Origin of the sequence: Enterobacter sp. RHBSTW-00593 (genome assembly GCF_013784105.1) — a bacterium.
Classification (GTDB): domain Bacteria; phylum Pseudomonadota; class Gammaproteobacteria; order Enterobacterales; family Enterobacteriaceae; genus Enterobacter; species Enterobacter ludwigii.
This window is the reverse complement of sequence record NZ_CP056393.1, coordinates 4,427,486-4,445,596: the sequence shown is the minus strand read 5'-3', so window position 1 is coordinate 4,445,596 and position 18,111 is coordinate 4,427,486. Positions and strand designations below refer to the sequence as shown.

Genomic DNA, 18,111 nt, shown 5'->3' with positions numbered 1-18,111 from the left:
CGAAAGATGGCTGTACGTAAACGCTTTATTGCGGGCGCAAAATGCCCGAGCTGCCAGGCGCAAGATACGCTGGCGATGTGGCGGGAAAATAATATTGATGTCGTAGAGTGTGTTAAGTGCGGCCATCAGATGCGCGAGGCGGATAAAGAAGCCCGCGATCATGTTCGCAAAGAAGAGCAAGTTATCGGGATTTTTCATCCGGACTAGCGATATGCCCTGAGTTTTTTTAAGCTAAAGGGTACACGGGTGCAGATTTCCGCTACAATCTGCGCCAGCAATTTTCCCTTGCTCAGGAGATATCATGAAAGTAGCAAAAGACCTGGTGGTCAGCCTGGCCTATCAGGTACGTACAGAAGACGGTGTGTTGGTTGATGAGTCTCCGGTGAGTGCGCCGCTTGACTACCTGCATGGTCACGGTTCCCTGATTTCCGGCCTGGAAAACGCGCTGGAAGGTCACGACGTTGGCGACAAATTCGACGTTGCTGTTGGCGCGAACGACGCTTACGGTCAGTACGACGACAACCTGGTGCAGCGCGTTCCTAAAGACGTGTTCATGGGCGTTGACGAACTGCAGGTTGGCATGCGCTTCCTGGCTGAAACTGACCAGGGTCCGGTTCCTGTTGAAATCACTGAAGTGGAAGACGACCACGTTGTGGTTGACGGCAACCACATGCTGGCTGGCCAGAACCTGAAATTCAACGTAGAAGTTGTTGCGATCCGTGAAGCGACCGAAGAAGAGCTGGCTCATGGCCACGTTCACGGTGCGCACGGTCACGACCATGACCACGATCACGGCCACGACGGCTGCTGCGGTGGTCACGGCCACGATCACGACCATGGTCACGACCACGGTAAAGGTGGTTGCGGTAACGGCGGCTGCGGTTGCCACTAATTCCGTTATGCGGAAAATAAAAAAGCGGGATAATAATCCCGCTTTTTTTACGCCTCAATAATGAGGTGGTGGCGTCTCTTCTGACTGAGAGGCAATATGTGACGGCTGTGTGGCCTTCAGTTTGTCCGTCAGCAGGCGCATGAGATCCCGCAGTTTCGCCATTTCCAGTTCATGTGCGGTCACGGTCTGGTTTAGCTCTTCGATGGTGATGTCCTGAAAAGCCAGGCGGCTTTCCAGCTCAGCCATTCTCGCTTCTAACATTGTGTCCTTCATCATTCACCTCGTTGTATCTCATTAACCACAATCGGCCAGCGGCGGCGAAGTTTAACTGAGTTTATCCTTAAGTTCAGTATCTATCCCCTTGGCAAGAAACTTATTTAAACAAAAATAGTCTGAAAAGTGGCGAGAATCGGGAGAGTCTGTCTGTAGATTTCTTCCGCAACGTTTTATAGTACGTAACTCATTTACGTTTAACGCTGGGGTGAGAGTCCCCAGGCCCTGGAGATATGGATGAAATCACTGTTTAAAGTAACGCTGCTGGCGACGACGATGGCTGTTGCGCTGAACGCGCCGCTGTCCTTCGCTGCTGATACTGCTGCGAAGCCTGCTGCAACTGCAGACAGCAAAGCGGCGTTCAAAAATGACGACCAGAAATCCGCCTACGCACTTGGCGCATCTCTGGGTCGTTACATGGAAAACTCTCTGAAAGAACAAGAGAAACTGGGCATTAAACTGGACAAAGCTCAGCTGATCGCGGGCGTTCAGGACGCATTTGCAGATAAGAGCAAACTGTCTGACCAGGAAATTGAACAGACTCTGCAGGCGTTCGAAGCACGTGTGAAAGGTGCCGCTCAGACTAAGATGGAAGCGGATGCAAAAGACAACGAAGCGAAAGGCAAAGCCTACCGCGATACCTTTGCTAAAGAGAAGGGCGTGAAAACCTCCTCTACGGGTCTGGTGTACAAAGTTGAGAAAGAAGGTACCGGTGATGCCCCTAAAGACAGCGATACTGTCGTGGTTAACTACAAAGGTACGCTGATCGACGGTAAAGAGTTCGATAACTCTTACACCCGTGGTGAGCCTCTCTCCTTCCGTCTGGATGGTGTGATCCCAGGCTGGACTGAAGGTCTGAAAAACATCAAGAAAGGTGGCAAGATCAAACTGGTTATTCCACCGGATCTGGCATATGGCAAAACCGGCGTTCCAGGTATCCCTGCTAACTCTACCCTGGTCTTTGACGTAGAGCTGCTGGATATCAAGCCAGCGCCGAAAGCTGATGCGAAACCAGAAGCGCAGGCAGAACAGAAAGCTGCGACAGACGCGAAGAAGTAATGGAATGAAAACCGCCGCCTTTAAGGCGGCGGTTTTTTTTATTGTGGGGCAGATATAATTAACACTGGAAAGCGTTATGCACGCTGTATTAATTTAGTTGTCCGTGTAGATAATGAGCCTGCCCTGAAAACCTAACGACAGGCTCCTGAAAAGGAGTGTTTTTTTCATGTCCAGGTCGCTTTTAACCAACGAAACCAGTGAACTTGATTTACTGGATCAATGTCCTTTCGACCAGACCGATTTCGATATTCTGAAATCCTACGAGGCGGTAGTGGACGGGTTAGCGATGCTCATTGGGTCCCACTGCGAAATCGTATTGCACTCCCTGCAAGATCTTAAGTGTTCCGCCATCCGCATTGCTAATGGTGAGCATACTGGCCGTAAAATTGGTTCGCCAATCACCGACCTTGCATTGCGTATGCTGCATGACATGACCGGCGCGGACAGCAGCGTCTCCAAATGTTATTTCACCCGCGCCAAAAGCGGCGTACTGATGAAATCAGAAACCATCGCGATTCGTAATCGCGAGCATCGCGTGATCGGTCTGTTGTGCATCAACATGAACCTTGATGTGCCGTTCTCGCAAATCATGAGCACTTTCATACCGCCTGAAACGCCGGACGTTGGCTCCTCAGTTAACTTTGCCTCCTCGGTTGAAGATCTGGTGACGCAGACGCTTGAGTTCACTATCGAAGAGGTGAATGCCGATCGCAACGTATCGAACAACGCCAAGAATCGTCAGATCGTGCTGAATCTCTATGAGAAAGGGATTTTTGACATCAAAGACGCCATTAACCAGGTGGCCGATCGCCTGAACATTTCCAAGCATACGGTCTACCTCTACATCCGCCAGTTCAAAAGCGGTGATTTCCAGGGGCAAGACAAGTAATGCGTTTTTCGCTGATGGTGACAGGCCCGGCGTATGGTACTCAGCAGGCCAGCAGCGCGCTGCAGTTTGCGCATGCGTTACTGGCTGCCGGACATGAGCTGGTGAGCGTCTTCTTTTATCGGGAAGGGGTGTATAACGCCAACCAGTTTACCTCACCGGCCAGCGATGAATTTGATCTGGTGCGCGCCTGGCAGACGTTGAACGAGACAAGGGGGGTTGCCCTGCATATCTGCGTGGCGGCAGCCCTGCGTCGCGGCGTGACCGATGCCACCGAAGCTGAACGTCTTGGCTTGCCAGGGGCCAACCTGCAGCCGGGGTTTTCGTTGAGCGGTCTGGGCGCACTGGCACAGGCTGCGTTAACCTGCGACAGAGTGGTGCAATTCTGATGAAACGCGTGGCGTTTGTTTTTTCATCTGCTCCGCACGGTAGTGCGTCCGGCAGAGAAGGGCTGGATGCGTTGCTCGCAACATCAGCACTGACCGAAGACATCGGTGTCTTCTTTTTAGGGGATGGCGTGTTTCAGCTTCTGGCAGGCCAGCAGCCGCAGGCTATTCTGGCGCGGGATTACATCGCGACCTTTAAAGTGCTGCCGCTTTACGACATTGAAACCTTTTTTGTCTGCGCTGATTCTCTTGCTGCGCGCGGTCTGAGCGATAAGACGTCTTTCGTGCTGGATGTCACACTCCTTCCGGCCGACGCGCTGCGCGACCAACTTTCCCATTACGACACTGTTCTGAATTTCTGAGGCTGACATGCTCCATACCCTGAGCCGTTCACCGTGGCATTGTGATATCGACGCATTACTGAGCATGCTGCGCGAAGGTGATGACCTGCTGCTGATTCAGGATGGCGTACTGGCTGCGCTTGAAGGGAGTCGTTTCGTTGAAATTCTCAGCAATGCCCCCATATCCGTCTCTGCGCTGAAAGACGATCTTGAGGCGCGAGGTCTTTCTGGTCAAATTTCAGCCAAAATTGACGTGGTTGGCTATACTGATTTCGTCAATCTTACTGTGACGCACGCCAGTCAAATGAACTGGTGAACCGAGATCGCTGTATATTTCTTGACACCTTTTCGACGTAGCCCTAAAATTTCGCGTCCTCATATTGTATGAGGTCGTTTTATTACGTGTTTACGAAGCAAAAGCTAAAACCAGGAGCTATTTAATGGCAACAGTTAACCAGCTGGTACGCAAACCACGTGCGCGCAAAGTTGCAAAAAGCAACGTGCCTGCACTGGAAGCCTGCCCGCAGAAACGTGGCGTATGTACTCGTGTATATACCACCACTCCTAAAAAACCAAACTCCGCACTGCGTAAAGTATGCCGTGTGCGTTTGACTAACGGTTTCGAAGTGACTTCCTACATCGGTGGTGAAGGTCACAACCTGCAGGAGCACTCCGTGATCCTGATCCGTGGCGGTCGTGTTAAAGACCTTCCGGGTGTTCGTTACCACACCGTTCGTGGTGCGCTGGACTGCTCAGGTGTTAAAGACCGTAAGCAGGCTCGCTCCAAGTACGGCGTGAAGCGTCCTAAGGCTTAATGGTTCTCCGTTAAGTAAGGCCAAACTGATTTATCTTAATGTCAAACTAAACTCGTAGAGTTTTGGACAATCCTGAATTAACAACGGAGTATTCCCATGCCACGTCGTCGCGTCATTGGTCAGCGTAAAATTCTTCCAGATCCGAAATTCGGATCAGAACTGCTGGCAAAATTTGTAAATATCCTGATGGTAGATGGTAAAAAATCTACTGCAGAAGCAATCGTATACAGCGCGCTGGAGACCCTGGCTCAGCGCTCTGGTAAAAATGAACTGGAAGCTTTCGAAGTCGCTCTCGACAACGTGCGCCCGACTGTAGAAGTTAAGTCTCGCCGCGTTGGTGGTTCTACTTATCAGGTTCCAGTTGAAGTTCGTCCGGTTCGTCGTAATGCTCTGGCAATGCGTTGGATCGTTGAAGCTGCTCGTAAACGCGGTGATAAATCCATGGCTCTGCGTCTGGCGAACGAACTTTCTGATGCTGCAGAAAACAAAGGTACTGCAGTTAAGAAACGTGAAGACGTTCACCGTATGGCAGAAGCCAACAAGGCGTTCGCACACTACCGTTGGTAATCCCTTCGGAGTATTAGTCACCAGGCGGGCGCTTCAGCGAAGCTGCCCGTCCTGGGTTACTTAACTGAACGCCTAAAGAAACAAACGAGGAATCAAATGGCTCGTACAACACCCATCGCACGTTACCGTAACATTGGTATCAGTGCGCACATCGACGCCGGTAAGACCACTACTACCGAACGTATTCTGTTCTACACCGGTGTAAACCATAAAATCGGTGAAGTTCATGACGGCGCAGCCACCATGGACTGGATGGAACAGGAGCAGGAGCGTGGTATTACTATCACCTCCGCAGCGACTACTGCATTCTGGTCAGGTATGGCTAAGCAGTACGAACCGCATCGCGTTAACATCATCGACACCCCAGGGCACGTTGACTTCACCATCGAAGTAGAACGTTCCATGCGTGTTCTTGACGGCGCGGTAATGGTTTATTGCGCAGTTGGTGGTGTTCAGCCACAGTCTGAGACCGTATGGCGTCAGGCGAACAAATATAAAGTTCCACGCATCGCGTTCGTTAACAAAATGGACCGTATGGGTGCTAACTTCCTGAAAGTTGTTGGTCAGATCAAATCCCGTCTGGGCGCGAACCCTGTTCCGCTGCAGCTGGCAATTGGTGCTGAAGAAGGCTTCACCGGCGTTATCGACCTGGTGAAAATGAAAGCCATCAACTGGAACGATGCAGACCAGGGCGTTACCTTCGAATACGAAGATATCCCAGCTGAGATGCAGGACCTGGCTGACGAATGGCACCAGAACCTGATCGAATCCGCTGCTGAAGCTTCTGAAGAGCTGATGGAGAAATACCTGGGTGGTGAAGAACTGACTGAAGAAGAGATCAAAAAAGCTCTGCGTCAGCGTGTTCTGAACAACGAAATCATCCTGGTAACCTGTGGTTCTGCATTCAAGAACAAAGGTGTTCAGGCGATGCTGGATGCGGTAATTGATTACCTGCCATCCCCGGTTGACGTTCCTGCGATCAACGGCATCCTGGACGACGGTAAAGATACTCCGGCTGAACGTCACGCAAGCGACGAAGAGCCGTTCTCTGCACTGGCGTTCAAAATTGCTACCGACCCATTCGTGGGTAACCTGACCTTCTTCCGCGTTTACTCTGGTGTGGTTAACTCCGGTGACACCATCCTGAACTCCGTGAAAACGGCGCGTGAACGTTTTGGCCGTATCGTACAGATGCACGCTAACAAACGTGAAGAGATCAAAGAAGTTCGTGCGGGCGACATCGCTGCAGCAATCGGTCTGAAAGACGTGACTACTGGTGACACCCTGTGTGACCCGGATCACCCGATCATTCTGGAGCGTATGGAATTCCCTGAGCCGGTAATCTCCATCGCGGTTGAACCAAAAACCAAAGCTGACCAGGAAAAAATGGGTCTGGCTCTGGGCCGTCTGGCGAAAGAAGACCCATCATTCCGCGTATGGACTGATGAAGAATCTAACCAGACCATCATCGCTGGTATGGGTGAACTGCACCTGGACATCATCGTTGACCGTATGAAGCGTGAATTCAACGTTGAAGCGAACGTGGGTAAACCTCAGGTTGCTTACCGCGAAGCGATTCGTGCGAAAGTTACCGATGTTGAAGGTAAACACGCTAAGCAGTCTGGTGGTCGCGGTCAGTACGGTCACGTTGTGATCGACATGTACCCACTGGAGCCGGGCTCTAACCCTAAAGGTTACGAGTTCATCAACGACATCAAAGGTGGTGTAATTCCTGGCGAATACATCCCAGCCGTTGATAAAGGTATCCAGGAACAGCTGAAAGCGGGCCCTCTGGCTGGCTATCCGGTTGTTGACATGGGTGTCCGTCTGCACTTCGGTTCTTACCACGACGTTGACTCCTCTGAACTGGCGTTTAAACTGGCTGCGTCTATTGCCTTTAAAGAAGGCTTTAAGAAAGCAAAACCAGTTCTGCTTGAGCCAATCATGAAGGTTGAAGTAGAGACTCCTGAAGAGAACACCGGTGACGTTATCGGTGACTTGAGCCGTCGTCGCGGTATGCTGCGCGGTCAGGAATCCGAAGTAACTGGCGTTAAGATCCATGCTGAAGTTCCGCTGTCTGAAATGTTCGGATATGCAACTCAGCTGCGTTCTCTGACCAAAGGTCGTGCATCATACACCATGGAATTCCTGAAGTATGATGATGCGCCTAACAACGTTGCTCAGGCCGTTATCGAAGCCCGTGGTAAGTAATCCACAGGATTAAAACCTAAGTCCCGTGCTCTCTCCGAAGGGGAGAGCACTATAGTAAGGAATATAGCCGTGTCTAAAGAAAAATTTGAACGTACAAAACCGCACGTCAACGTTGGTACTATCGGCCACGTTGACCATGGTAAAACTACCCTGACCGCTGCAATCACTACCGTTCTGGCTAAAACCTACGGTGGTTCTGCTCGTGCATTCGACCAGATCGATAACGCACCAGAAGAAAAAGCGCGTGGTATCACCATCAACACCTCTCACGTTGAATATGACACCCCGACTCGCCACTACGCACACGTAGACTGCCCAGGCCACGCCGACTATGTTAAAAACATGATCACCGGTGCTGCGCAGATGGACGGCGCGATCCTGGTTGTTGCTGCGACTGACGGCCCAATGCCTCAGACCCGTGAGCACATCCTGCTGGGTCGTCAGGTAGGCGTTCCTTACATCATCGTGTTCCTGAACAAATGTGACATGGTTGATGACGAAGAGCTGCTGGAACTGGTAGAGATGGAAGTTCGTGAACTGCTGTCTCAGTACGATTTCCCAGGCGACGACACCCCAATCGTTCGTGGTTCCGCGCTGAAAGCGCTGGAAGGCGAAGCAGAGTGGGAAGCGAAAATCATCGAACTGGCTGGCTTCCTGGATTCTTACATCCCAGAACCAGAGCGTGCGATTGACAAGCCGTTCCTGCTGCCAATCGAAGACGTATTCTCCATCTCCGGTCGTGGTACCGTTGTTACCGGTCGTGTTGAGCGCGGTATCATCAAAGTTGGCGAAGAAGTTGAAATCGTTGGTATCAAAGAGACTGCTAAGTCTACCTGTACTGGCGTTGAAATGTTCCGCAAACTGCTGGACGAAGGCCGTGCTGGTGAGAACGTAGGTGTTCTGCTGCGTGGTATCAAACGTGAAGAAATCGAACGTGGTCAGGTACTGGCTAAGCCAGGCTCAATCAAGCCACACACCAAGTTCGAATCTGAAGTGTATATCCTGTCCAAAGACGAAGGCGGCCGTCATACTCCGTTCTTCAAAGGCTACCGTCCACAGTTCTACTTCCGTACAACTGACGTGACCGGTACCATCGAACTGCCAGAAGGCGTTGAGATGGTAATGCCAGGCGACAACATCAAGATGGTTGTGACGCTGATCCACCCAATCGCGATGGACGACGGTCTGCGTTTCGCAATCCGTGAAGGCGGCCGTACCGTTGGCGCGGGCGTTGTTGCTAAAGTTCTGGGCTAATTACTTATCCCTGAATTAAAAAAGGACGCTTCGGCGTCCTTTTTTGTTTTCTGCCGTTATGTGTCTGTCACAAATTTTCGCATTTTTCGTCCTCTCCCGCCCCGTATACGGGTGTTTGTGCTATTGTAATCATAACCATTCTCACTTACACTTTGCGCATATTTTGAACGGGAGTCTTTATGTACGTTTGTTTATGTAATGGTGTAAGCGACAAAAAAATACGTCAGGCCGTTCGCCAGTTTCAGCCACAATCTTTTCAGCAGCTTCGCAAATTTGTTCCAGTGGGAAATCAATGCGGTAAATGTGTACGTGCTGCACGTGAGATCATGCAGGACGAATTGATGCAGATCCCGGAATACAAAGAGATTGCGTAAGCGCCCATCTTTTTTTTGACATCCCTGTAGCCCGATCTACGCTTCAATGAGTGTAAGCGGAGGGACTATATAATGAAAGGTGATGTTAAAATCATAAGTTATCTCAATAAATTATTGGGAAATGAGCTTGTCGCGATCAATCAGTATTTTCTCCATGCGAGAATGTTCAAAAACTGGGGCCTGATGCGCCTCAACGATGTTGAATACCACGAATCCATCGATGAGATGAAACATGCCGATAAATACATCGAGCGTATTTTATTCCTTGAAGGCATTCCTAACCTGCAGGATCTCGGCAAACTCGGCATCGGTGAAGATGTTGAAGAGATGCTACGGTCCGACCTCAGGCTCGAGCTTGAAGGCGCAAAAGATCTCCGCGAAGCCATTGCCTATGCGGACAGTGTTCATGACTACGTCAGCCGCGATATGATGATCCAGATTCTGGCCGATGAAGAAGGGCACATTGACTGGCTTGAAACTGAGCTGGATCTCATCAGTAAAATTGGTCTGCAGAATTATCTTCAATCCCAGATTAAAGTGGCTGACTAAACAGCGTCTGCCAGCCAACGCTTAAACCCGCTGCCGCCAGAAATGGCCCAAAAGGCAGTGGGTTTTTTAATGCCTGTTTATCAGGAGCCGGTAAAGCGAGAATGAGCTGGTAAAGAAGCGCCACCAATGCGGCGGTTAACACCAGTGCGGGCAATATGTGCCAACCGTGCCACGCCCCCAGTGCCGAAAGATATTTCACGTCGCCATAGCCCATCCCTTCACGTCCAGTCAGAAGCCGGTAGCCCCAGTAGATAATCGCAAAGCTCACATACCCTGCCATCGCGCCAGTCACTGCGTTCGAAAGAAAGTCAGGATGAAGGCAACGCTGGAAGAGCAGGCCGGTCCATAAGAGGGGACAGAGGTATTTATCCGGGAGAAGGCCGGCACGAATATCTTCACGTACCAGTAAACCGGAGAGTGTGAAGTAAACGAGCAGAAAGGGGAGGGGGGTCAGCATACGCAAAGCCTCAAAGATGTTTGGTGCATACTCTTCTCATGATGCAAGGCCAGCAACGTCCGAACACAGGAATTGCGTGAGGGGTTCATAAGAAGAGATGAAAGCAGACAGGTTGCTGCAAATAATGGAATGCCCTACGCATCGCATGTCTTTGGCGCTTAATTTCTAAACGGCACTTGCGTCTTGCTCAGATTTACGTATAATGCGCGGGCTTGTCGTAGTTGACGGCGGGTTCAATCTGAACCGGAGTAGCTAATTTTGTTACTCAACAATGCTCCCAATCGGGGAGCTACGTAAGAACGGTTACACTCTCCCATCAATCGTAATGGGTTTGAGGAGTAATCATTTTCGTTTATAAAATAATTGGAGCTCTGGTCTCATGCAGAACCAAAGAATCCGTATCCGCCTTAAAGCGTTTGATCATCGTCTGATCGATCAATCAACCGCGGAAATCGTCGAGACTGCTAAGCGCACTGGTGCGCAAGTCCGTGGTCCGATCCCGCTGCCGACCCGCAAAGAGCGCTTTACCGTTCTGATCTCTCCGCACGTTAACAAAGATGCGCGTGATCAGTACGAAATCCGCACTCACAAGCGTCTGGTTGACATCGTTGAGCCAACTGAGAAAACCGTTGATGCTCTGATGCGTCTGGATCTGGCTGCCGGTGTAGACGTGCAGATCAGCCTGGGTTAATCAGGTCATCGAGCGATTGAGAGGTTGAAACAATGATTGGTTTAGTCGGTAAAAAAGTGGGAATGACCCGCATCTTCACTGAAGATGGCGTTTCTATCCCAGTAACCGTAATCGAAGTTGAAGCAAACCGCGTTACTCAGGTTAAAGATCTGGCTAACGATGGCTACCGCGCTGTTCAGGTTACCACCGGTGCTAAAAAAGCTAACCGTGTAACCAAACCAGAAGCGGGTCACTTCGCTAAAGCTGGCGTTGAAGCTGGCCGTGGTCTGTGGGAATTCCGTCTTGCTGAAGGCGAAGAGTTCACCGTAGGTCAAGACATTAGCGTTGAGCTGTTTGCTGACGTTAAAAAAGTTGACGTAACCGGTACCTCTAAAGGTAAAGGTTTTGCTGGTACCGTTAAGCGCTGGAACTTCCGTACCCAGGACGCTACTCACGGTAACTCCTTGTCTCACCGCGTTCCGGGTTCTATCGGTCAGAACCAGACTCCGGGCAAAGTGTTCAAAGGCAAGAAAATGGCAGGTCAGCTGGGTAACGAACGTGTAACCGTTCAGAGCCTGGACGTAGTACGTGTTGACGCTGAGCGCAACCTGCTGCTGGTTAAGGGTGCTGTTCCGGGTGCTACCGGTAGCGACCTGATCGTTAAACCAGCTGTGAAGGCGTAAGGGGATAGCAATGGAATTAGTATTGAAAGACGCGCAGAGCGCGCTGACTGTTTCCGAAACTACCTTCGGTCGTGATTTCAACGAAGCGCTGGTTCACCAGGTTGTTGTTGCTTATGCAGCTGGTGCTCGTCAGGGTACTCGTGCTCAGAAGACTCGTGCTGAAGTAACTGGTTCTGGCAAAAAGCCATGGCGCCAGAAAGGTACCGGCCGTGCGCGTTCAGGTTCTATCAAGAGCCCGATCTGGCGTTCAGGTGGCGTGACCTTCGCTGCGCGTCCACAGGACCACAGTCAAAAAGTTAACAAAAAGATGTACCGCGGCGCGCTGAAAAGCATTCTGTCCGAACTGGTACGTCAGGATCGTCTGATCGTTGTCGAGAAGTTCTCTGTAGAAGCGCCTAAAACTAAGCTGCTGGCACAGAAACTGAAAGACATGGCTCTGGAAGATGTGCTGATCATCACCGGTGAGCTGGACGAGAACCTGTTCCTGGCCGCACGTAACCTGCACAAGGTTGACGTACGCGATGCGACTGGTATCGACCCGGTTAGCCTGATCGCCTTCGACAAAGTCGTAATGACTGCTGATGCTGTTAAGCAAGTTGAGGAGATGCTGGCATGATTCGTGAAGAACGTCTGCTGAAGGTGCTTCGCGCACCGCACGTTTCTGAAAAAGCGTCTACTGCGATGGAAAAAACAAACACCATCGTTCTCAAAGTTGCTAAAGACGCGACCAAAGCAGAGATCAAAGCTGCTGTGCAGAAACTGTTTGAAGTCGAAGTCGAAGTCGTTAACACCCTGGTTGTTAAAGGGAAAGTTAAACGTCACGGACAGCGTATCGGTCGTCGTAGCGACTGGAAAAAAGCTTACGTCACCCTTAAAGAAGGCCAGAACCTGGACTTCGTTGGCGGCGCTGAGTAAGTCGGAGGAGTAATACAATGGCAGTTGTTAAATGTAAACCGACATCTCCGGGTCGTCGCCACGTAGTTAAAGTGGTTAACCCTGAGCTGCACAAGGGCAAACCTTTTGCTCCGTTGCTGGAAAAAAACAGCAAATCCGGTGGTCGTAACAACAATGGCCGTATCACCACTCGTCACATCGGTGGTGGCCACAAGCAGGCTTATCGTATTGTTGACTTCAAACGCAACAAAGACGGTATCCCAGCAGTTGTTGAACGTCTTGAGTACGATCCGAACCGTTCCGCGAACATCGCGCTGGTTCTGTACAAAGACGGTGAACGCCGTTACATCCTGGCCCCTAAAGGCCTGAAAGCTGGCGACCAGATTCAGTCTGGCGTTGATGCTGCAATCAAAGCAGGCAACACCCTGCCGATGCGCAATATCCCGGTTGGTTCTACCGTTCATAACGTAGAAATGAAACCAGGTAAAGGCGGTCAGCTGGCGCGTTCCGCGGGTACTTACGTTCAGATCGTTGCTCGTGACGGTGCTTATGTCACCCTGCGTCTGCGTTCTGGTGAAATGCGTAAAGTCGAAGCAGATTGCCGCGCTACTCTGGGCGAAGTTGGCAATGCTGAGCATATGCTGCGCGTTCTGGGTAAAGCTGGTGCTGCACGCTGGCGTGGTGTTCGTCCTACCGTTCGCGGTACTGCGATGAACCCAGTAGACCACCCACATGGTGGTGGTGAAGGTCGTAACTTTGGTAAGCACCCGGTAACTCCGTGGGGCGTTCAGACCAAAGGTAAGAAGACCCGCAGCAACAAGCGTACTGATAAATTTATCGTACGTCGCCGTAGCAAATAATTTTAGAGGATAAGCCATGCCACGTTCTCTCAAGAAAGGTCCTTTTATTGACCTGCACTTGCTGAAGAAGGTAGAGAAAGCGGTGGAAAGCGGAGACAAGAAGCCCCTGCGCACTTGGTCCCGTCGTTCAACGATCTTTCCTAACATGATCGGTTTGACCATCGCTGTCCATAATGGTCGTCAGCACGTTCCAGTCTTTGTTACCGACGAAATGGTTGGTCACAAACTGGGTGAATTCGCACCGACTCGTACTTATCGCGGCCACGCTGCTGATAAAAAAGCGAAGAAGAAATAAGGTAGGAGGAAGAGATGGAAACTTTAGCTCAACATCGCCATGCTCGTTCTTCTGCTCAGAAGGTTCGCCTTGTTGCTGACCTGATTCGCGGTAAGAAAGTGTCGCAGGCCCTGGACATCCTGACCTATACCAACAAGAAAGCTGCGGTATTGGTCAAGAAAGTACTGGAATCTGCCATTGCTAACGCTGAACACAACGATGGCGCTGACATCGACGATCTGAAAGTCGCGAAAATTTTCGTAGATGAAGGCCCAAGCATGAAGCGCATTATGCCGCGTGCGAAAGGTCGTGCAGATCGCATCCTGAAGCGCACCAGCCACATTACTGTGGTTGTGTCCGATCGCTGAGACTCTGGAGACTAGCAATGGGTCAGAAAGTACATCCTAATGGTATTCGCCTGGGTATTGTAAAACCATGGAACTCTACCTGGTTTGCGAACACCAAAGAATTCGCTGACAACCTGGACAGCGATTTTAAAGTACGTCAGTACCTGACTAAGGAACTGGCTAAAGCGTCTGTATCTCGTATCGTTATCGAGCGTCCAGCTAAGAGCATTCGTGTAACCATTCACACTGCTCGTCCTGGCATCGTTATCGGTAAGAAAGGCGAAGACGTAGAAAAACTGCGCAAGGTCGTAGCGGATATCGCTGGCGTTCCTGCACAGATCAATATCGCTGAAGTTCGTAAGCCTGAACTGGACGCTAAATTGGTTGCTGACAGCATCACTTCACAGCTGGAACGTCGTGTTATGTTCCGTCGTGCTATGAAGCGTGCTGTACAGAACGCAATGCGTCTGGGCGCTAAGGGTATCAAAGTTGAAGTTAGCGGCCGTCTGGGCGGCGCGGAAATCGCACGTACCGAATGGTACCGCGAAGGTCGCGTACCGCTGCACACTCTGCGTGCTGACATCGACTACAACACCTCTGAAGCGCACACCACTTACGGTGTAATCGGCGTTAAGGTATGGATCTTCAAAGGTGAGATCCTGGGTGGTATGGCTGCTGTTGAACAACCGGAAAAACCGGCTGCTCAACCTAAAAAGCAGCAGCGTAAAGGCCGTAAATAAGGAGCGTCGCTGATGTTACAACCAAAGCGTACAAAATTCCGTAAAGTGCACAAAGGCCGCAACCGTGGTCTGGCGCAGGGTACGGATGTTAGCTTCGGCACTTTCGGTCTGAAAGCTGTTGGCCGTGGTCGTCTGACTGCACGTCAGATCGAAGCAGCACGTCGTGCAATGACCCGTGCAGTTAAGCGTCAAGGTAAGATCTGGATCCGTGTATTCCCGGACAAACCGATCACCGAGAAGCCGCTGGAAGTTCGTATGGGTAAAGGTAAAGGTAACGTGGAGTACTGGGTTGCCTTGATCCAACCGGGCAAAGTCCTTTATGAAATGGACGGCGTTCCGGAAGAGCTGGCCCGTGAAGCCTTCGGCCTGGCAGCAGCGAAACTGCCTATCAAAACCACCTTTGTAACTAAGACGGTGATGTAATGAAAGCAAAAGAGCTGCGTGAAAAAAGCGTTGAAGAGCTGAACGCTGAGCTGCTGAACCTGCTGCGTGAGCAGTTCAACCTGCGTATGCAGGCTGCAAGTGGCCAGCTGCAACAGACTCACCTGCTGAAGCAAGTGCGTCGCAATGTTGCGCGCGTTAAGACTTTACTGACTCAGAAGGCGGGTGCGTAATGACCGATAAAATCCGTACTCTGCAAGGTCGTGTTGTTAGCGACAAAATGGAGAAATCCATCGTTGTAGCTATCGAACGTATTGTGAAACACCCGATCTACGGTAAATTCATCAAACGTACGACCAAACTGCACGTACATGACGAGAACAACGAATGTGGTATCGGCGACAAGGTTGAAATCCGTGAATGCCGTCCACTGTCCAAGACTAAGTCCTGGACGCTGGTTCGCGTTGTAGAGAAAGCGGTTCTGTAATAGAGTACGCATTCTCAATACGAATAAACGGCTCAGTGATGAGCCGTTTATTTTTTCTACCCATATTGTAGAAGCGGTGTTATAATGCCGCGCCCTCGATATGGGGCTTTTTAACGGCTCTGATTTTAGAGTCTCAGGTAGTAGTTGACATTAGCGGAGCACTAAAATGATCCAAGAACAGACTATGCTGAACGTCGCCGACAACTCCGGTGCACGTCGCGTAATGTGTATCAAGGTTCTGGGTGGCTCGCACCGTCGCTACGCAGGCGTAGGCGACATCATCAAGATCACCATCAAAGAAGCAATTCCACGTGGTAAGGTCAAAAAAGGTGATGTGCTGAAAGCGGTAGTGGTGCGCACCAAGAAGGGTGTTCGTCGCCCTGACGGTTCTGTCATTCGCTTCGATGGTAATGCATGCGTTATTTTGAACAATAACAGTGAGCAGCCAATCGGCACGCGTATCTTTGGGCCGGTAACTCGTGAACTTCGTACTGAAAAGTTCATGAAAATTATCTCTCTGGCACCAGAAGTACTCTAAGGAGCGAATCATGGCAGCGAAAATCCGTCGTGATGACGAAGTTATCGTGTTAACCGGTAAAGATAAAGGTAAACGCGGTAAAGTAAAAAATGTCCTGTCTTCCGGCAAGGTCATTGTTGAAGGTATCAACCTGGTTAAGAAACATCAGAAGCCGGTTCCGGCCCTGAACCAACCAGGCGGCATCGTTGAAAAAGAAGCTGCTATTCAGGTTTCTAACGTTGCAATCTTCAATGCGGCAACCGGCAAGGCTGACCGTGTAGGCTTTAGATTCGAAGACGGGAAAAAAGTCCGTTTCTTCAAGTCTAACAGCGAAACTATCAAGTAATTTGGAGTAGTACGATGGCGAAACTGCATGATTACTACAAAGACGAAGTAGTTAACAAACTCATGACTGAGTTTAACTACAATTCTGTCATGCAAGTCCCTCGGGTCGAGAAGATCACCCTGAACATGGGTGTTGGTGAAGCGATCGCTGACAAGAAACTGCTGGATAACGCAGCAGCTGACCTGACAGCAATCTCCGGTCAAAAACCGCTGATCACCAAAGCACGCAAATCTGTTGCAGGCTTCAAAATCCGTCAGGGCTATCCGATCGGCTGTAAAGTAACTCTGCGTGGCGAACGCATGTGGGAGTTCTTTGAGCGCCTGATCACTATTGCTGTACCACGTATCCGTGACTTCCGTGGCTTGTCCGCTAAGTCTTTCGACGGTCGTGGTAACTACAGCATGGGTGTCCGTGAGCAGATCATCTTCCCAGAGATCGACTACGATAAAGTCGACCGCGTGCGTGGTTTGGATATTACCATTACCACTACTGCGAAATCTGATGAAGAAGGCCGTGCTCTGCTGGCTGCCTTTGACTTCCCGTTCCGCAAGTAAGGTAGGGTTACTGAATGGCTAAGCAATCAATGAAAGCACGCGAAGTAAAACGCGTAGCTTTAGCTGATAAATTCTTCGCTAAACGCGCTGAACTGAAAGCGATCATTTCTGATGTGAACGCTTCCGACGAAGATCGTTGGAATGCGGTTCTCAAGCTGCAGTCTCTGCCGCGTGATTCCAGCCCGTCTCGTCAGCGTAACCGCTGTCGTCAAACAGGTCGTCCACATGGTTATGTGGGCAAGTTTGGGTTGAGCCGTATCAAACTGCGTGAAGCCGCCATGCGCGGTGAAGTACCAGGCTTGAAAAAGGCTAGCTGGTAATTACCAATTGAATCACGGGAGTAAAGACAGATGAGCATGCAAGATCCGATCGCGGATATGCTGACCCGTATCCGTAACGGTCAGGCCGCGAACAAAGTTGCGGTCACCATGCCTTCCGCCAAGCTGAAAGTGGCAATTGCCAACGTGCTGAAGGAAGAAGGTTTTATCGAAGATTTTAAAGTTGAAGGCGACACCAAGCCGGAACTGGAACTTACTCTCAAGTATTTCCAGGGTAAAGCTGTTGTAGAAAGCATTCAGCGTGTCAGCCGCCCAGGTCTGCGCATCTATAAGAAAAAAGATGAGCTGCCTAAAGTTATGGCTGGTCTTGGTATCGCAGTTGTTTCTACCTCTAAAGGTGTTATGACTGATCGTGCAGCGCGCCAGGCTGGTCTTGGTGGCGAAATTATCTGCTACGTAGCCTAATCGGAGGAAAGAATGTCTCGTGTTGCTAAAGCACCGGTCGTTATTCCTGCCGGCGTTGATGTAAAAATCGACGGTCAGGTTATTACGATCAAAGGTAAAAACGGCGAGCTGACTCGTACCCTCAACAAAGCTGTTGAAGTTAAACATGCAGATAATGCTCTGACCTTCGGTCCACGTGATGGTTTCGTGGATGGATGGGCTCAGGCTGGTACCGCGCGTGCCCTGCTGAACTCAATGGTTGTTGGTGTTACCGAAGGCTTCACTAAAAAGCTTCAACTGGTTGGTGTAGGTTATCGTGCAGCTATCAAAGGGAATGCAGTAGGCCTGTCTCTGGGCTTCTCACACCCTGTTGAGCATCCGCTGCCGGCCGGTATCACTGCAGAATGTCCGACCCAGACTGAAATCGTGCTGAAAGGCGCTGATAAACAGCTGATCGGTCAGGTTGCAGCAGATCTGCGCGCCTACCGTCGTCCTGAGCCTTATAAAGGCAAGGGTGTTCGTTACGCCGACGAAGTCGTGCGTACCAAAGAGGCTAAGAAGAAGTAAGGTAA

The 18,111-nt window shown here is 50.6% G+C and carries 32 protein-coding genes; 30 read left to right on the top strand and 2 right to left on the bottom strand.

What is annotated here, in order from left to right:
• The first annotated feature begins 6 nt into the window (after positions 1-6).
• Both HV242_RS21430 and slyD read left to right on the top strand, forming a co-directional pair.
• A complete protein-coding gene (locus HV242_RS21430) occupies positions 7-207 on the top strand; it encodes a YheV family putative zinc ribbon protein (protein ID WP_013099038.1) in 201 nt (66 codons plus the stop codon).
• Between the two features lie 94 nt (positions 208-301).
• Positions 302-892 carry a peptidylprolyl isomerase gene (slyD, locus tag HV242_RS21425; protein ID WP_014171912.1) on the top strand — a complete coding sequence of 197 codons (591 nt, stop codon included), beginning with the start codon at positions 302-304 and terminating at the stop codon, positions 890-892.
• Between the two features lie 54 nt (positions 893-946).
• Here slyD and HV242_RS21420 read toward each other — a convergent pair whose 3' ends face one another.
• The gene (locus HV242_RS21420) at positions 947-1,165 is read right to left on the bottom strand and encodes a protein SlyX (RefSeq protein ID WP_020884603.1); all 219 of its coding nucleotides are present in this window, start codon (positions 1,163-1,165) and stop codon (positions 947-949) included.
• Positions 1,166-1,402: 237 nt separating this feature from the next.
• On the opposite strand from HV242_RS21420, the gene fkpA reads away from it, so the two are divergent.
• The 11 genes from fkpA (at position 1,403) to bfr (ending at position 9,607) form a co-directional block, all read left to right on the top strand.
• The gene (gene fkpA, locus HV242_RS21415; protein WP_014171910.1) at positions 1,403-2,224 is read left to right on the top strand and encodes an FKBP-type peptidyl-prolyl cis-trans isomerase; all 822 of its coding nucleotides are present in this window, start codon (positions 1,403-1,405) and stop codon (positions 2,222-2,224) included.
• Positions 2,225-2,390: 166 nt separating this feature from the next.
• Positions 2,391-3,113, top strand: a complete 723-nt coding sequence (locus HV242_RS21410; protein WP_181616867.1) for a helix-turn-helix transcriptional regulator — start codon at positions 2,391-2,393, stop codon at positions 3,111-3,113.
• A complete protein-coding gene (gene tusD / locus HV242_RS21405) occupies positions 3,113-3,499 on the top strand; it encodes a sulfurtransferase complex subunit TusD (protein WP_014171908.1) in 387 nt (128 codons plus the stop codon). The genes HV242_RS21410 and tusD overlap by 1 nt, the downstream gene beginning before the upstream one ends.
• Positions 3,499-3,858 carry a sulfurtransferase complex subunit TusC gene (gene tusC / locus HV242_RS21400; RefSeq protein ID WP_014171907.1) on the top strand — a complete coding sequence of 120 codons (360 nt, stop codon included), beginning with the start codon at positions 3,499-3,501 and terminating at the stop codon, positions 3,856-3,858. Before tusD ends, tusC begins: the two co-directional genes overlap by 1 nt.
• Before the next feature lie 7 nt (positions 3,859-3,865).
• Positions 3,866-4,153, top strand: coding sequence for a sulfurtransferase complex subunit TusB (gene tusB / locus HV242_RS21395; RefSeq protein ID WP_014171906.1), 288 nt, complete (start codon positions 3,866-3,868; stop codon positions 4,151-4,153).
• A 124-nt stretch (positions 4,154-4,277) separates the two neighbouring features.
• Entirely contained in the window at positions 4,278-4,652 is a 375-nt protein-coding gene (gene rpsL, locus HV242_RS21390; RefSeq protein WP_000246815.1) for a 30S ribosomal protein S12, read from the top strand.
• Between the two features lie 96 nt (positions 4,653-4,748).
• Positions 4,749-5,219 carry a 30S ribosomal protein S7 gene (gene rpsG, locus HV242_RS21385; RefSeq protein WP_003861706.1) on the top strand — a complete coding sequence of 157 codons (471 nt, stop codon included), beginning with the start codon at positions 4,749-4,751 and terminating at the stop codon, positions 5,217-5,219.
• Between the two features lie 96 nt (positions 5,220-5,315).
• Positions 5,316-7,430: an elongation factor G gene (gene fusA / locus HV242_RS21380; RefSeq protein ID WP_014171904.1), complete on the top strand. Its 2,115-nt coding sequence runs from the start codon at positions 5,316-5,318 to the stop codon at positions 7,428-7,430.
• A gap of 69 nt (positions 7,431-7,499) precedes the next feature.
• Positions 7,500-8,684: an elongation factor Tu gene (gene tuf / locus HV242_RS21375; RefSeq protein WP_023326212.1), complete on the top strand. Its 1,185-nt coding sequence runs from the start codon at positions 7,500-7,502 to the stop codon at positions 8,682-8,684.
• Between the two features lie 179 nt (positions 8,685-8,863).
• Positions 8,864-9,058, top strand: a complete 195-nt coding sequence (gene bfd, locus HV242_RS21370; RefSeq protein WP_008503493.1) for a bacterioferritin-associated ferredoxin — start codon at positions 8,864-8,866, stop codon at positions 9,056-9,058.
• A 72-nt stretch (positions 9,059-9,130) separates the two neighbouring features.
• Positions 9,131-9,607 carry a bacterioferritin gene (bfr, locus tag HV242_RS21365; RefSeq protein WP_014171902.1) on the top strand — a complete coding sequence of 159 codons (477 nt, stop codon included), beginning with the start codon at positions 9,131-9,133 and terminating at the stop codon, positions 9,605-9,607.
• Here bfr and HV242_RS21360 read toward each other — a convergent pair.
• The gene (locus tag HV242_RS21360; protein WP_025202881.1) at positions 9,591-10,064 is read right to left on the bottom strand and encodes a prepilin peptidase; all 474 of its coding nucleotides are present in this window, start codon (positions 10,062-10,064) and stop codon (positions 9,591-9,593) included. The genes bfr and HV242_RS21360 overlap by 17 nt on opposite strands.
• Before the next feature lie 379 nt (positions 10,065-10,443).
• On the opposite strand from HV242_RS21360, the gene rpsJ reads away from it, so the two are divergent.
• The 17 genes from rpsJ (at position 10,444) to rplF (ending at position 18,106) form a co-directional block, all read left to right on the top strand.
• Positions 10,444-10,755, top strand: a complete 312-nt coding sequence (rpsJ, locus tag HV242_RS21355; RefSeq protein ID WP_001181005.1) for a 30S ribosomal protein S10 — start codon at positions 10,444-10,446, stop codon at positions 10,753-10,755.
• Between the two features lie 32 nt (positions 10,756-10,787).
• Positions 10,788-11,417, top strand: coding sequence for a 50S ribosomal protein L3 (gene rplC / locus HV242_RS21350; protein WP_006178923.1), 630 nt, complete (start codon positions 10,788-10,790; stop codon positions 11,415-11,417).
• A gap of 10 nt (positions 11,418-11,427) precedes the next feature.
• Positions 11,428-12,033: a 50S ribosomal protein L4 gene (gene rplD, locus HV242_RS21345; protein ID WP_000424395.1), complete on the top strand. Its 606-nt coding sequence runs from the start codon at positions 11,428-11,430 to the stop codon at positions 12,031-12,033.
• Entirely contained in the window at positions 12,030-12,332 is a 303-nt protein-coding gene (gene rplW, locus HV242_RS21340; RefSeq protein ID WP_000617546.1) for a 50S ribosomal protein L23, read from the top strand. Before rplD ends, rplW begins: the two co-directional genes overlap by 4 nt.
• 17 nt (positions 12,333-12,349) lie before the next feature.
• Entirely contained in the window at positions 12,350-13,171 is an 822-nt protein-coding gene (rplB, locus tag HV242_RS21335; protein ID WP_000301859.1) for a 50S ribosomal protein L2, read from the top strand.
• A 16-nt stretch (positions 13,172-13,187) separates the two neighbouring features.
• Entirely contained in the window at positions 13,188-13,466 is a 279-nt protein-coding gene (rpsS, locus tag HV242_RS21330) for a 30S ribosomal protein S19 (protein ID WP_001138117.1), read from the top strand.
• Between the two features lie 14 nt (positions 13,467-13,480).
• A complete protein-coding gene (gene rplV / locus HV242_RS21325; RefSeq protein ID WP_002919773.1) occupies positions 13,481-13,813 on the top strand; it encodes a 50S ribosomal protein L22 in 333 nt (110 codons plus the stop codon).
• 17 nt (positions 13,814-13,830) lie between these two features.
• Complete coding sequence (gene rpsC / locus HV242_RS21320) at positions 13,831-14,532, top strand: 30S ribosomal protein S3 (RefSeq protein WP_000529945.1); 702 nt, start codon at positions 13,831-13,833, stop codon at positions 14,530-14,532.
• A gap of 12 nt (positions 14,533-14,544) precedes the next feature.
• Positions 14,545-14,955 (top strand): 50S ribosomal protein L16, encoded by a 411-nt coding sequence (gene rplP / locus HV242_RS21315; protein WP_002919759.1) that lies wholly within the window; start codon positions 14,545-14,547, stop codon positions 14,953-14,955.
• Complete coding sequence (gene rpmC / locus HV242_RS21310) at positions 14,955-15,146, top strand: 50S ribosomal protein L29 (protein ID WP_003863282.1); 192 nt, start codon at positions 14,955-14,957, stop codon at positions 15,144-15,146. Before rplP ends, rpmC begins: the two co-directional genes overlap by 1 nt.
• On the top strand, positions 15,146-15,400 hold the full coding sequence (gene rpsQ / locus HV242_RS21305; protein ID WP_008503489.1) for a 30S ribosomal protein S17: 255 nt from the start codon (positions 15,146-15,148) through the stop codon (positions 15,398-15,400). Before rpmC ends, rpsQ begins: the two co-directional genes overlap by 1 nt.
• 166 nt (positions 15,401-15,566) lie before the next feature.
• On the top strand, positions 15,567-15,938 hold the full coding sequence (gene rplN, locus HV242_RS21300) for a 50S ribosomal protein L14 (RefSeq protein WP_002919748.1): 372 nt from the start codon (positions 15,567-15,569) through the stop codon (positions 15,936-15,938).
• Positions 15,939-15,948: 10 nt separating this feature from the next.
• Positions 15,949-16,263: a 50S ribosomal protein L24 gene (rplX, locus tag HV242_RS21295; protein WP_000729185.1), complete on the top strand. Its 315-nt coding sequence runs from the start codon at positions 15,949-15,951 to the stop codon at positions 16,261-16,263.
• Positions 16,264-16,277: 14 nt separating this feature from the next.
• The gene (gene rplE, locus HV242_RS21290; RefSeq protein WP_001096206.1) at positions 16,278-16,817 is read left to right on the top strand and encodes a 50S ribosomal protein L5; all 540 of its coding nucleotides are present in this window, start codon (positions 16,278-16,280) and stop codon (positions 16,815-16,817) included.
• Positions 16,818-16,831: 14 nt separating this feature from the next.
• Positions 16,832-17,137 (top strand): 30S ribosomal protein S14, encoded by a 306-nt coding sequence (rpsN, locus tag HV242_RS21285; RefSeq protein ID WP_003863291.1) that lies wholly within the window; start codon positions 16,832-16,834, stop codon positions 17,135-17,137.
• Positions 17,138-17,167: 30 nt separating this feature from the next.
• Complete coding sequence (gene rpsH / locus HV242_RS21280; protein WP_006178918.1) at positions 17,168-17,560, top strand: 30S ribosomal protein S8; 393 nt, start codon at positions 17,168-17,170, stop codon at positions 17,558-17,560.
• 12 nt (positions 17,561-17,572) lie between these two features.
• Positions 17,573-18,106: a 50S ribosomal protein L6 gene (gene rplF / locus HV242_RS21275; RefSeq protein ID WP_003863296.1), complete on the top strand. Its 534-nt coding sequence runs from the start codon at positions 17,573-17,575 to the stop codon at positions 18,104-18,106.
• Positions 18,107-18,111: the final 5 nt, after the last annotated feature.

Coding starts and splice junctions, on each gene's coding strand:
- rplP (WP_002919759.1), top strand. CDS start 14,545: ATGTTACAACCAAAGCGTACAAAATTCCGTAAAGTGCACAAAGGCCGC.
- rpsJ (WP_001181005.1), top strand. CDS start 10,444: ATGCAGAACCAAAGAATCCGTATCCGCCTTAAAGCGTTTGATCATCGT.
- rpsH (WP_006178918.1), top strand. CDS start 17,168: ATGAGCATGCAAGATCCGATCGCGGATATGCTGACCCGTATCCGTAAC.
- fkpA (WP_014171910.1), top strand. CDS start 1,403: ATGAAATCACTGTTTAAAGTAACGCTGCTGGCGACGACGATGGCTGTT.
- rplV (WP_002919773.1), top strand. CDS start 13,481: ATGGAAACTTTAGCTCAACATCGCCATGCTCGTTCTTCTGCTCAGAAG.
- rpsQ (WP_008503489.1), top strand. CDS start 15,146: ATGACCGATAAAATCCGTACTCTGCAAGGTCGTGTTGTTAGCGACAAA.
- HV242_RS21410 (WP_181616867.1), top strand. CDS start 2,391: ATGTCCAGGTCGCTTTTAACCAACGAAACCAGTGAACTTGATTTACTG.
- HV242_RS21430 (WP_013099038.1), top strand. CDS start 7: ATGGCTGTACGTAAACGCTTTATTGCGGGCGCAAAATGCCCGAGCTGC.
- slyD (WP_014171912.1), top strand. CDS start 302: ATGAAAGTAGCAAAAGACCTGGTGGTCAGCCTGGCCTATCAGGTACGT.
- HV242_RS21360 (WP_025202881.1), bottom strand. CDS start 10,064: ATGCTGACCCCCCTCCCCTTTCTGCTCGTTTACTTCACACTCTCCGGT.
- bfr (WP_014171902.1), top strand. CDS start 9,131: ATGAAAGGTGATGTTAAAATCATAAGTTATCTCAATAAATTATTGGGA.
- rpmC (WP_003863282.1), top strand. CDS start 14,955: ATGAAAGCAAAAGAGCTGCGTGAAAAAAGCGTTGAAGAGCTGAACGCT.
- rplN (WP_002919748.1), top strand. CDS start 15,567: ATGATCCAAGAACAGACTATGCTGAACGTCGCCGACAACTCCGGTGCA.
- rplB (WP_000301859.1), top strand. CDS start 12,350: ATGGCAGTTGTTAAATGTAAACCGACATCTCCGGGTCGTCGCCACGTA.
- rplX (WP_000729185.1), top strand. CDS start 15,949: ATGGCAGCGAAAATCCGTCGTGATGACGAAGTTATCGTGTTAACCGGT.
- HV242_RS21420 (WP_020884603.1), bottom strand. CDS start 1,165: ATGAAGGACACAATGTTAGAAGCGAGAATGGCTGAGCTGGAAAGCCGC.
- tusD (WP_014171908.1), top strand. CDS start 3,113: ATGCGTTTTTCGCTGATGGTGACAGGCCCGGCGTATGGTACTCAGCAG.
- rpsS (WP_001138117.1), top strand. CDS start 13,188: ATGCCACGTTCTCTCAAGAAAGGTCCTTTTATTGACCTGCACTTGCTG.
- rplD (WP_000424395.1), top strand. CDS start 11,428: ATGGAATTAGTATTGAAAGACGCGCAGAGCGCGCTGACTGTTTCCGAA.
- fusA (WP_014171904.1), top strand. CDS start 5,316: ATGGCTCGTACAACACCCATCGCACGTTACCGTAACATTGGTATCAGT.
- rpsN (WP_003863291.1), top strand. CDS start 16,832: ATGGCTAAGCAATCAATGAAAGCACGCGAAGTAAAACGCGTAGCTTTA.
- tusC (WP_014171907.1), top strand. CDS start 3,499: ATGAAACGCGTGGCGTTTGTTTTTTCATCTGCTCCGCACGGTAGTGCG.
- tusB (WP_014171906.1), top strand. CDS start 3,866: ATGCTCCATACCCTGAGCCGTTCACCGTGGCATTGTGATATCGACGCA.
- rpsL (WP_000246815.1), top strand. CDS start 4,278: ATGGCAACAGTTAACCAGCTGGTACGCAAACCACGTGCGCGCAAAGTT.
- rplF (WP_003863296.1), top strand. CDS start 17,573: ATGTCTCGTGTTGCTAAAGCACCGGTCGTTATTCCTGCCGGCGTTGAT.
- rpsG (WP_003861706.1), top strand. CDS start 4,749: ATGCCACGTCGTCGCGTCATTGGTCAGCGTAAAATTCTTCCAGATCCG.
- rpsC (WP_000529945.1), top strand. CDS start 13,831: ATGGGTCAGAAAGTACATCCTAATGGTATTCGCCTGGGTATTGTAAAA.
- bfd (WP_008503493.1), top strand. CDS start 8,864: ATGTACGTTTGTTTATGTAATGGTGTAAGCGACAAAAAAATACGTCAG.
- rplW (WP_000617546.1), top strand. CDS start 12,030: ATGATTCGTGAAGAACGTCTGCTGAAGGTGCTTCGCGCACCGCACGTT.
- rplE (WP_001096206.1), top strand. CDS start 16,278: ATGGCGAAACTGCATGATTACTACAAAGACGAAGTAGTTAACAAACTC.
- rplC (WP_006178923.1), top strand. CDS start 10,788: ATGATTGGTTTAGTCGGTAAAAAAGTGGGAATGACCCGCATCTTCACT.